The 10,560-nt window shown below is 61.7% G+C and carries 12 protein-coding genes; 3 read left to right on the top strand and 9 right to left on the bottom strand.

All coding sequences use genetic code 11. The features are described 5' to 3' along the window. A partial coding sequence (locus ACODTY_RS13725) for a hypothetical protein (protein WP_488994808.1) occupies window positions 1–206 on the top strand: 206 nt, incomplete at its 5' end. Between the two features lie 69 nt (window positions 207–275). On the opposite strand, the gene ACODTY_RS13720 is transcribed toward ACODTY_RS13725, so the two are convergent. Both ACODTY_RS13720 and miaA read right to left on the bottom strand, forming a co-directional pair. Then, a complete protein-coding gene (locus tag ACODTY_RS13720; protein ID WP_488994807.1) occupies window positions 276–1,067 on the bottom strand; it encodes a GGDEF domain-containing protein in 792 nt (263 codons plus the stop codon). 128 nt (window positions 1,068–1,195) lie between these two features. Next, window positions 1,196–2,140: a tRNA (adenosine(37)-N6)-dimethylallyltransferase MiaA gene (gene miaA / locus ACODTY_RS13715; RefSeq protein ID WP_488994806.1), complete on the bottom strand. Its 945-nt coding sequence runs from the start codon at window positions 2,138–2,140 to the stop codon at window positions 1,196–1,198. Here miaA and serB point away from each other — a divergent pair. Further along, window positions 2,130–3,017, top strand: a complete 888-nt coding sequence (serB, locus tag ACODTY_RS13710; RefSeq protein WP_488994805.1) for a phosphoserine phosphatase SerB — start codon at window positions 2,130–2,132, stop codon at window positions 3,015–3,017. The genes miaA and serB overlap by 11 nt on opposite strands. Further along, window positions 3,014–3,586 (top strand): GNAT family N-acetyltransferase, encoded by a 573-nt coding sequence (locus ACODTY_RS13705; protein ID WP_488994804.1) that lies wholly within the window; start codon window positions 3,014–3,016, stop codon window positions 3,584–3,586. Before serB ends, ACODTY_RS13705 begins: the two co-directional genes overlap by 4 nt. Before the next feature lie 17 nt (window positions 3,587–3,603). Here ACODTY_RS13705 and ACODTY_RS13700 read toward each other — a convergent pair whose 3' ends face one another. From ACODTY_RS13700 to ACODTY_RS13670, 7 genes are all read right to left on the bottom strand, one after another. Further along, complete coding sequence (locus ACODTY_RS13700; protein WP_488994803.1) at window positions 3,604–4,680, bottom strand: D-alanine--D-alanine ligase family protein; 1,077 nt, start codon at window positions 4,678–4,680, stop codon at window positions 3,604–3,606. A 173-nt stretch (window positions 4,681–4,853) separates the two neighbouring features. Then, on the bottom strand, window positions 4,854–6,383 hold the full coding sequence (locus tag ACODTY_RS13695; RefSeq protein WP_488994802.1) for a DegQ family serine endoprotease: 1,530 nt from the start codon (window positions 6,381–6,383) through the stop codon (window positions 4,854–4,856). Between the two features lie 136 nt (window positions 6,384–6,519). Continuing rightward, the gene (locus tag ACODTY_RS13690; RefSeq protein WP_488994801.1) at window positions 6,520–6,705 is read right to left on the bottom strand and encodes a DUF2065 domain-containing protein; all 186 of its coding nucleotides are present in this window, start codon (window positions 6,703–6,705) and stop codon (window positions 6,520–6,522) included. A 2-nt stretch (window positions 6,706–6,707) separates the two neighbouring features. Beyond that, window positions 6,708–7,646 (bottom strand): protease modulator HflC, encoded by a 939-nt coding sequence (gene hflC / locus ACODTY_RS13685; RefSeq protein ID WP_488994800.1) that lies wholly within the window; start codon window positions 7,644–7,646, stop codon window positions 6,708–6,710. Further along, window positions 7,646–8,761 carry an FtsH protease activity modulator HflK gene (hflK, locus tag ACODTY_RS13680; protein WP_488994799.1) on the bottom strand — a complete coding sequence of 372 codons (1,116 nt, stop codon included), beginning with the start codon at window positions 8,759–8,761 and terminating at the stop codon, window positions 7,646–7,648. The genes hflC and hflK overlap by 1 nt, the downstream gene beginning before the upstream one ends. 181 nt (window positions 8,762–8,942) lie before the next feature. Beyond that, window positions 8,943–9,452 (bottom strand): dihydrofolate reductase, encoded by a 510-nt coding sequence (locus ACODTY_RS13675; RefSeq protein WP_488994798.1) that lies wholly within the window; start codon window positions 9,450–9,452, stop codon window positions 8,943–8,945. Continuing rightward, window positions 9,449–10,462: a DUF4424 domain-containing protein gene (locus ACODTY_RS13670; protein ID WP_488994812.1), complete on the bottom strand. Its 1,014-nt coding sequence runs from the start codon at window positions 10,460–10,462 to the stop codon at window positions 9,449–9,451. The genes ACODTY_RS13675 and ACODTY_RS13670 overlap by 4 nt, the downstream gene beginning before the upstream one ends. Between the last annotated feature and the right edge of the window lie 98 nt (window positions 10,463–10,560).

Raw genomic sequence — 10,560 nt, 5'->3', positions numbered from 1 at the left:
CCCGGAAGCGAGCCGAGCAAAGCGATGGCGAGGCTGTCCGGGATCCATTCCGTGAACTTGCAGCAATGTGCCAGCGGGAGTCCCCGAAACGGCAAAGCCCACCTGCCCTGACCCACATCGCCAGCTTGGCCAAATTCCGCGAGGGAATTCGTCAGGCCGGGCCGGATGGCGTGACGTTCGAGGAACCGGAGCGCAGCGGACGTTGAAGTCCGTGAGCACCGGAAGCCGAGAAGGTTGCGTCAGGCGGTCGGCCTCATGAATTCTTCCGTGGAATTTCAGGCGCAGACGCGATTACGCCCTTGCCGCTTGGCCTCGTAGAGCTGGCGGTCGGCGCGGCGATAGAATTCGTCGCCGGATTCCTTGCCGTCCCATATGGCAAGGCCGACGCTGGTAGTTACGCGCAGATGGATATTGCCGGTCGGGATGGTCAGGTCGGCGATCGCCTTGCGGATGCGCTGGCCGAACCGCTCGAGCTTGTCGACATCCATGTTGGGTGTAACGACTGCAAATTCTTCGCCGCCGAGGCGCGCCACGACATCATGGTAGCGGGTCATGTCCTTCAGGCACTTTCCAACGGCCTTCAAGACTTCGTCACCGACATCGTGGCCGTGCGTATCGTTGACCTGCTTGAAATGGTCGAGGTCGAGGATCATCAGCCCGATCGGTTTGCCGATACGGCGGAACTCCTCGATGTAGGCGCTGAGCGCGGTATCGAAATAGCGTCGGTTGTGCGTGCCGGTCAGGCTGTCGGTCAGCGCCGCCATCTCCATCGTTTCGGACCGCGCGCTGAGCGAAGCCGTCATGGCGCGCAGCTTGCCCTCCTCCTGCACCTGCCGGCGGATCAGTGGGTAGATGAAAAAGGTGCCGAAACACAGCGCCGCCGCCAGCAGCAGGCTTGTGACGAAAAGCAGCTGGTTGAGATAGGTAACCTTGACGAGCCTGTCGGGATTGCGCACTTCCAGCGCGAACGACTGCAACTGGCCATAGGCATGCAGCATCACCAGGCTTGTCGCCAGGATCACCGCGATAAAGACGAAAAAAGCCCACTCCGCCTTGTGGAAGCGCATAAAAACCCGCCTGAAAACGCCCTCCTGCATGATGCCACATGCAGCCTTAACAAAGGTTAACACCTGCAACCTTTGAGAGAGAATTTTTTCCTGCCACGGCCCATGGATTGCAGCAGGAGTGCGCTGCTTCACACCATCAGATCAAGGCTGTCCAGCGACTGGACCCGGTGCCAGCGCTCATCGAGCTGGTGGCGAAACCAGGTTGCCTGCCGCTTTGCATATTGGCGTGTCGCGGCCTTGGCGCGTTGAATCGCCAAGGAGAATCCGATCTCTCCCGCCATGGCGGCCTGCAATTCGGGCACGCCGATCGCCTTCATCGCCGGCAGCGCCGGGTCGAGGCCGAGCGCCGCCAGTTCTCGAACCTCATCGAGCGCACCGCGCTCAAGCATGGTGTCGAAGCGCGCCTCGATGCGTTCCACCAGCGCCGCGCGGTCGGGCTCAATCACAAAAAAGTGAGCGCTGCCCCGGTCTATCAGCGGCATGCCGCGCTCGGCCTGCCAGCTCAGGATGGACCGCCCCGACACCTCGAGCACTTCCAGCGCCCGCACGATGCGCTGGCCGTCGCTGGCCCTCAGCTTCATCGCCGCCAAGGCATCTTCTTGCATGAGAATGCGATGCAGCCTTGGCGCACCCTGCTCGTTCAGTTCGTAGCGCCACCGATCGCGCACCTGCTGCGGGATTTCCGGCATCTCGGAAATGCCCTCGCTCAGCGCGCGGAAATAGAGCCCGGTGCCGCCGACGAAAATCGGGCGCTGCCGCGCAAATGTTCCCGCCTCGATCAGCTTGCCGACATCGCGCAGCCACTTGCCGGTCGAATAGGCAACCGATGGGTGGACATGCCCATAAAGATGGTGCGGTGCCCGCGCCACATCAGCCGCACCAGGCCGCGCCGTCAGCACGTCGAGGATCGAATAGCCTTGCATCGAATCCGTATTGACGATGACGCCGCCGTGTTTCTCGGCCAGTGCAAGCGCCAGCGCCGACTTGCCGCTGGCGGTCGGCCCGGCTATCAGGATCGCGTTCTGCACGCGGCCACCGCCCGCCCCCTCATCGGAATTTCCAATGCCGCTCATTGCCACACTCATTTCTAACCCCGCCAGCCGCTCGCTGACGCCGGCGCTTGCGAATATGGCGTCAAAGGCCGTCGGTGCAAGCGCCGTTCTCTGGCTGGCCGAGGACATTGCCTGTGATCTGACCCTGCCGGCCGATGCGGACAGCACCCGCACAGGCGATCTGCTGCGTGAAGCGCTCGCCTCCGCGCCGCTCGACATCGTGGTTCAGGAGGCGGAGACCCGCCGCCGGAAACTCCTCATCGCCGACATGGATTCGACCATGATCGACCAGGAATGCATCGACGAACTCGCCGACGAAGTGGGACTGAAGGAACATGTCGCCGCCATCACCGCGCGCTCCATGAACGGCGAAATCGCCTTCGAACCGGCACTGCGCGAACGCGTGGCGCTGTTGAAAAACCTCGACATCGCCGTCGTTGACCGCATCATCACAAACCGCCTGACCCTTGCCTCGGGTGGCAAGGCCCTTGTTGCCACCATGCGCGCCAACGGCGCGTGGACAGCCCTTGTCTCCGGTGGCTTCGACCTTTTCACCAGCCGCATCGCCGCCAAGCTAGGCTTTGACGAAAACCGCGCCAATCATCTGGTCGAACATAGTGGCCGCCTGACCGGCGAAGTCAGCGAACCCATCCTCGGGCGCGCCGCCAAGGCAGACGCCCTGAACGACATCGCCTCGCGCCTCGGCCTTACCGCCGCCGATGCCATCGCTGTCGGCGACGGCGCCAACGACCTCGACATGATCCGGCTCGCCGGCACCGGTGTCGCTCTCCACGCCAAGCCGGCGGTGGCTGCAGAGGCCAAGGTGCGCATCGACCACGGCGACCTTACTGCCCTGCTCTATCTGCAAGGCTATACCAGCCAGGAATTCGTCACGTGACCCAGATCCGCACCGAACGCCTCATCCTGCGCAATTGGGAGGAGCGCGACCGCGCGCTTTTCCATCGCATCAACTCCGATGACCGCGTCATGGAGTTCTTCCCGTTCCGGCGCAGCCGTGCCGAGGCAGATGCCAAGATGGACGAATTCCGCGCCACGCTCGACCGGCAGGGCTTCGGCTGGGCCGCAGCCGAAATTGCCGCGACCGGCGACTGCATTGGCTTCGTCGGCCTCAGCCACACCGACGACACGCCCTTCATGCCCGTCGGCACCGTCGAGATCGGCTGGCGTCTCGCGCCGGAATTCTGGGGCTATGGCTATGTCGCCGAAGCCGCGAAAGCCTGGCTTCGTTACGGCTTCGAGACGATAAAGCTCAAGGAGATCGTGTCCTTCGCCGTCACCGCCAACCACCGCTCAACCGCCGTGATGGAGCGCATCGGCATGCGCGCCGATCCTGCACGCGACTTCGACCATCCCCGCGTTCCGGACGGCTACCCTCACCTGAAGCGCCATAGCTTTTACAGCATCACGGCCGAAGAGTGGGCCAGACAGCGCGAGGCCAAGCGGTAGTGAATGCCCGCGCGCTTTCAGATTTCCCGGCTGGCCCTTGCCAGACCATGTTCAACAAGCCGGTCGATGATTTCCGGGTAGCTCACCCCGCTCGCCGCCATCGCCTTTGAGTACATGCTGATATTGGTGAAGCCCGGAATGGTGTTCACCTCGTTCACGACGAACTTCATGTCTGCCATCAGGAAGAAATCGACACGCGCCATGCCGTCGCAGCCGAGCGCACGGAAAGCTTTCGCCGCCGCGTCCCGCATCGCCGTCTCGACCTCCGGCGGCAGTTCCGCCGGGACCTTCAACGCTGCTCCGGCTTCATCGACGTATTTCGCATCATAGCTGTAGAAGCCATGACTTTCCGCAGGAACGATCTCGCCGGGTCGCGAAACGAACAACCCTCCGGAAGCATCCTCCAGCACACTGAATTCTATCTCGCGCCCCTGAATGAATTCTTCGGCAAGCAGCGTGTTGTCATGCCTGAAACCTTCAGCCAGCGCCGGCATGAATTCCTGGCTCCCGGACACTTTCCTGACGCCGACCGAAGAACCCTGCCGCGCCGGCTTGACGAAAACGGGAAGCCCCAGTTCGCCCTCTAAAGCAGCGAAATCCTGCGCCGTGCCCTCGCTGATCGTGATGGACCTGGCGACGGGCAGCCCCGCAGCTTGCAGCAACCGTTTGGCGATCACCTTGTCGAGCGCAGTCGCGGAACCAAGTATGCCGCATCCCGCCAGCGGAACGCGCGCCACTTCCGCCAGTCCTTGAGCCGCGCCATCCTCGCCGTGCATTCCGTGCAGCACCGGAAACAGGATGTCGATCTTGCCGGCTTCGGTCATTTTTCCGTCCGGCCCGATTTCCACCATCCGCCCGAACCCACCGGGCACGAGGCAAATCTCGGCTCCGTGTTCAGGTTGCGCGAGCGCACCGCCTTCAACGCGGCTACGCAACCATCGCCCGTCACGCGTAACGAAAATCAGAAAGGGATCGTATTTGTCCGCAGACAGAGCATTGACGACGTTTGTCGCCGATAGCATCGAAACATCGTGCTCGGCCGAGCGCCCTCCAAACAACACGCCAATACGAAGTTTGTTTGAAACACCGGCCATAAGCATCCTTCCCCAATTCCAGATCGCCCCGCGAAAGGGAAAACCCGCTCCCGTTCAATCGGGCCGAGCTACTCTCTTTCACAACCAACATCAAAAACCGTACACTACCGGGAATAGGGCGAGACCACCGCCCTTTTCGCTTGTTTGTCAGATACTTGTCGGTGAATTCGGACTCAATCCATGCGGATCGTCACGAAGCGCAGTTCCCCGCTCTTGGAAGCCAGCATCAACAGCGCGTTCTTGCGGCCCTGCTCCTTCAGCGCACCGATCCGGTCCATGACATCCTTCGGCGTCGAGACCGATTCCTGGGCGATTTCGGTGATGACTTCGCCCGCCTGCACGCCGCGCTCGGCGGCTGCCGAATCCTTGGCCACCTCGGTCACCACGACACCGTTCACATCGGCGGCGATGCCGAATTTGCTGCGCGCTTCATCGTTGAGTTCACCGATGGTCATGCCCAGAACGGAGGCCGTCGCCACTGCCTTGTCCTGCTCGCTGCCGCCGTCTTCCTCGCCGGTTCCCTCTTCGCTGCTTGCCAGTTTTTCGCCATCCTCAAGCCGGCCAAGCGTCACCTTCACGGTCTGCTCCACGCCCTTGCGGACGATGACGACGTCTACGGCCTTGCCGACGGGGCTTTCAGCCACGATGCGCGGCAGGTCGCGCATCTCGTCGATTTCCTTGCCGTCGAAGCTTTTGACGACATCGCCCGGCTGGATGGTGCCATTGTCCACCGGTCCACCCTTGATGATACCGGCGATCAGCGCGCCCTTGGCGCTCTTCATGCCAAGGCTTTCGGCGATGTCGTCGGTCACCGGCTGGATACGGACGCCGAGCCAGCCGCGGCGCGTTTCGCCGAACTCGCGCAACTGATCGACAACGCCCACCGCAAGCTGGGAGGGAATGGAAAAACCAATGCCGATTGAGCCACCCGACGGCGAGATGATCGCCGTGTTGATGCCGATGACCTCGCCGTTCATGTTGAACAGCGGACCACCCGAATTGCCCCGATTGATGGCCGCGTCCGTCTGGATGAAATCGTCATAGGGACCGGAATTGATGTCGCGATTGCGTGCCGAGATGATGCCGACCGTCACCGTTCCGCCAAGCCCGAACGGATTGCCGATGGCCATCACCCAGTCGCCGATACGCATCTTGTTGGAATCGCCGAACTTCACCGCCGTCAGCTTATGGCCCTTCGGATCGACCTTCAGCACGGCAATGTCGGTCTTGGTGTCGGTGCCGACCAGTTTCGCCTTCAGTGTCACGCCGTCGGAGAAATTGACCTCAATGTCGTCGGCATCTGCAATGACGTGATTGTTGGTGACGACAAATCCTTGCTCGGCATCGATGACGAAGCCGGAACCCAGCGACTGCACCTTCTGCGAACCGCCGCCGCGTTCACCGCCGCGATCCTTGAAAAACTCGTCGAAGAAGTCCTGGAACGGCGAGCCTTCCGGCAATTGCGGCATGGGCACCGCACCCGGTCCCTCGGTCCCCTTCACCGTCTGTGACGTCGAGATATTGACCACCGCGCCCAACAGCCCTTCGGCAAGGTCGGCAACGGAAGCGGGACCATTTTGAGTCACGGTCGGCGCAGCGTTCTGCGCCATGGCCACCGGAACCGCCATCGAACCAGCGAGGGCAAGCGCCGTTGCGGCAAACATGGTTTTCCGCGCTGCTCGCAGAAGAACTTCGGTGGTCATCAAGGAGCTCCCGGGATTTTTAGAGATCGCGTCGCAACCGCGCTTCGCGTGCTATGATGGCATTAAATAAGGCGCGTTTGCGACCTTTGTGCCCTGCCCCGAGTAAATCATGCGTTATTCCCGGACTGATTTGTTATCAGCCCCGCACCAGCCAGACGATGCCGACGCCAATCGCGATGGCGGCAAGTCCCGCCACCCTTAGTGCGCCTTCCGGCATCGCCAGCACTTCACCGGCGAGCCGTTTGGCCAATTTCGGAAAACCGCCATAGACCAGGCCCTCTACAACGAGAACCAGGCCCATGGCTGCCAGGAAATCCTGCACCTCTACTGGCCGTTGCCAGACTGGGGTGCCGCTGCCGGCGCCGGCTGCGTTACGCCGGCGGGATTGCTGTTGGGGTTGCGGAAATAGCGGAAGAATTCCGAGTCCGGTGAAAGCACCATCGTCGTCCCACTATTGTCCAGTGCAGTCCCGTAGGCGCTCATCGAGCGATAGAACTCGAAGAAGCCCGGATCCCGCATATAGGCATCCGCATAGGTGGCGCTGCGTTCGGCATCGCCCTGACCACGCAGGATTTCAGATTCCTTCTGCGCTTCTGCGATGATTTCCACGACCTCACGGTCGGCGCGGGCGCGAATGCGCTGCGCCGCCTCGTTACCGCGTGCCCGAAGCCGCTCCGCCTCGGCCAGACGTTCGGCCTTCATGCGGTCGAAGGTCTGCTGCGAGACTTCCTGCGTAAGATCGGTACGGCGGATGCGGACATCGACGATCTCAAGCCCAAGCGAAGTGGCGTCGGGGCGCAATTGATCGCGCACCTCACGCATCATCACGCCACGCTCTTCCGAAAGCGCTGCTTCGAAATCGCGCAAGCCGTAGGCACGGCGCAGCGCCGCGTCGAGACGGGTCCGAAGCCGCTGTTCGGCAAACTCGATGCTACCCGAAACCGCTGAGCGGAACACCCGCGCATCGGAGATGCGGTAGGCGATGAAGGCATCGACTTCGTAGAACTTGCCGCCGGAAACCTGCACGCGAATGTCGTCCAGGTCGAACCGCAAGACGCGGTTCTCAACCATCTGCACGTTGTCAGCGTCGAAGAATGAGAACGGTGCCTTGAAGTAGATGCCGGGCTCGGTCTTGACGTCGACGATTTCGCCGAAGCGCAGGATGATCGCCTGCTGGCGGGCATTCACCACGAAGACCGAAGAAAATGCCAGGAAAAGAAGGACGGCAACGAGGCCGACAATGAAGGGAAGCCGATTAGCCATTACTGCGTCCCTCCGCTCGTGGGCTGCTGCGCCTGCGAACGCTTCTGGATCTCGGGAAGCGGCAGATAGGGCACGACGCCCTGCCCGCTGCCCGTCTCCACGACAACCTTGCTGGAATCCCTCAGAACCCGCTCCATCGTCTCAAGATAGAGACGCTGGCGCGTCACTTCCGGGGCCTTTGCATATTCGTCAAACACGGAAATGAAGCGCTGCGCTTCACCTTGTGCTTCCTGTACGACGCGGTTCTTGTAGGCAGCAGCCTCTTCCCGGATCTGTGCTGCCTGGCCTCGCGCCTGGCCGAGCTTCTGGTTGGAATACTGGTTCGACTGTTCGACGAACTTGTCCTCGTCCTGTTCGGCACGCTGCACTTCGTCAAACGCGTCGGCCACCTCGCGCGGCGGCGCTGCATCCTCGATCGAAATCGCATTCACGTTCAGGCCGGCCTTGTAGCCGTCCAGCGTCGCCTGGAGAATCTGGCGCACGGATTCGGCAATGCCCTGCCTGTCGTCACGGAAAATGTCCTGTGCGGGACGCCGACCCACCACTTCACGCATGGCGCTTTCGGAAACCTGGCGAAGCATCCCGTCCGGATCGGAAACGGCGAAGAGATAGGAGCGCGGATCGGAAACCTGATAGGCCACCGAAAACTGCACATTGACGATATTCTGGTCGCCCGAAAGCATCAGGCCCGCGGATTCGGTGCCCCGGGTGCCGCCGCCGATGTTGACCAGTTGCTCGGAAATCTTGGCCGTTTCCACGGTCTCGATCGGCCACCAATGGAAATGCAGGCCCGGCTCGGACAGTTCCTGCTTCGGTTCACCGAAACGCAACTCAACCGCGACCTCGTCAGGCTGAACCGTATAGACCGCCTTGAAAACCCACATCGCAAGGAGAACGAGCGCGATCAGGCCGATCATCGCCGGACTGACGCCGCCGCCACCCGGCAAGGCGCGCCGGAGCTTATCCTGCCCGCGCCGGATAATGTCTTCCAGGTCAGGCGGCGATCCCTGCGGGCCACTCGGTCCCCTTGGTCCCTGGCCCCACGGGCCTCCGCCGTTTCCTCCTCCGCCGCCGCCCCATGGGCCGCCGCCACCGCTCTTGTCGTTCCAGGGCATGAATGTCCTTTCGTCCGGAGTCCCTCAGCGCCGGTCGACGGCGCAACATCCCTAACACCTCTATAGGGACGCCAAGCCCCGCTTTCAACGTGATGAACCGGTCGAAGACGTTGTTTAGGTTAAAGATAAGGTGAGCCGCGACCCTTTGTCGTCGCTTTCACGCCAAAACACGGCAAAAGAGCTACCGCTTTCTCTCATAGACCGTATAGCGCGTCGCATGACTGTCCTTTTCGCCGGCCGGCGTATCCTCCGACCGAACAGCCTTCCAGACGGCAGGATCGATCGGCGGGAACCGTGCATCGCCGTCTATGGTAGCCAGCACATGCGTCACATGCAGGCGGTCGGTCAAAGGCAGCGCCTGCTCGTAGATTTGGCCGCCGCCGATGATGCACACTTCTTCCACGCCGCCGCTGCAACGTGTTCGCACGGTCGCCAGCGTGATCGCATCCTCTAGCGAGTTCGTTACCTCACCACCCTCCACACGGTAGTCCTTGTCGCGCGTTACGATGATGTTCAGTCGGCCGGGCAATAGCCGCCCGATGCTTTCGTATGTCTTGCGCCCCATGATGACAGGCTTGCCTATCGTATCGGCCTTGAAGCGCTTGAGGTCGGTCGAAAGCCGCCAAGGAAGACCTCCCTCGCGCCCGATGACCCCGTTTTCCGCAATTGCCACATAGATCGCCACAATCATTGCGGGCCGCCCTCATCGCTCCAGGTGTCGAGAAACAGGATCTCGATATCCTGTTCCGGGTAAAAATTCTCGGCTTCCATCTGGAATGTCGTCGGCCCGATTTTCTTAACCCCCGTCCCGCAGAACGAGACAATGCTCTTGGCATCGCCCTTGTCGATGGTCAGCCGAAACTTGCCGATGCTGCCCAGCGCCCAGTTGCCGCCGGTCGTGAGCACATAGTCGATCCGGCTTTCCGAATAGGGCGGGAAACTGTCGCCATTGGCTTTCGCGGCCTTGCGCACGGCATTCTCGAAACCACTGTCGATGCAGTAGCGCCGCTTGTAATCGTCGTAAACGCCCTGGAACTGCCCGTCATAGAAGAACGACAGTCCAGCCGTGCTGCCAACGCTCGGTTTGTAGCTGTGCGACACATGCACGTCTTTGCCAGCCGGGAATGTCGCGCGCCACCAGTAGGTCGAGCGCAACTCCCACAGCGGCGTGCGCTCCTTCTTCCAGCCCGAACCGTCGTCATACTCGTTGATGGTAATCAGCCCGCGATCGCGCCACTCGTTCGCGACATCATCGGATAGCTTCTCAAGCTGGTCGTAGACCTGCTCCGCGAACGGGTTGAGCGAAATGCCGTGTCCCGTCAGTTCCGCCGTTATGTCCAGCCCGACGGCAAACGCCTTCTGCTCCAGTTGCGGCTGGATCGGCTGGCCGTCGCTTGTCCCGCTGAAGCCGAGGAAATTATCGGACGTATCGTCGGGAATACTGACGTTGAGGTCCGGACCGCCTGCAATCTCGGGCATCGGAAAGGCGACGATGGTGGTGATGTCCGTGTCCGAGCCATTGCGGAACACGTAGTCCACCTTTACCTCTTCGCGCGAAATGAACAGGTCTTCGCTCTGCATGGCGATGACGTCGTTGCGCGAGAGGATCAGCCCGCCGGTGCCCAATTCGGCGGTGGAATCGTTGGCGAGAGCCGGCGCAGCGGCCAGCGCGAGCAAGGCGGTCAGGGCGGTGCGGAACATCATTTTTGATTCCCCATCGGTGATCTTCGCAACGTAGCGGCTCCGCTCCCTGCTTCATAGCGGGATCGGTACTCGACAAGCCTGTTCGCGGCTGGACA

The organism is Mesorhizobium sp. FG116 (assembly GCF_057809835.1).
This window is presented reverse-complemented; position numbering and strand designations above follow the sequence as displayed.

Coding starts and splice junctions, on each gene's coding strand:
- ACODTY_RS13720 (WP_488994807.1), bottom strand. CDS start 1,067: ATGCGCTTCCACAAGGCGGAGTGGGCTTTTTTCGTCTTTATCGCGGTG.
- serB (WP_488994805.1), top strand. CDS start 2,130: ATGCCGCTCATTGCCACACTCATTTCTAACCCCGCCAGCCGCTCGCTG.
- miaA (WP_488994806.1), bottom strand. CDS start 2,140: ATGAGCGGCATTGGAAATTCCGATGAGGGGGCGGGCGGTGGCCGCGTG.
- ACODTY_RS13700 (WP_488994803.1), bottom strand. CDS start 4,680: ATGGCCGGTGTTTCAAACAAACTTCGTATTGGCGTGTTGTTTGGAGGG.
- ACODTY_RS13695 (WP_488994802.1), bottom strand. CDS start 6,383: ATGACCACCGAAGTTCTTCTGCGAGCAGCGCGGAAAACCATGTTTGCC.
- hflC (WP_488994800.1), bottom strand. CDS start 7,646: ATGGCTAATCGGCTTCCCTTCATTGTCGGCCTCGTTGCCGTCCTTCTT.
- hflK (WP_488994799.1), bottom strand. CDS start 8,761: ATGCCCTGGAACGACAAGAGCGGTGGCGGCGGCCCATGGGGCGGCGGC.
- ACODTY_RS13675 (WP_488994798.1), bottom strand. CDS start 9,452: ATGATTGTGGCGATCTATGTGGCAATTGCGGAAAACGGGGTCATCGGG.
- ACODTY_RS13670 (WP_488994812.1), bottom strand. CDS start 10,462: ATGTTCCGCACCGCCCTGACCGCCTTGCTCGCGCTGGCCGCTGCGCCG.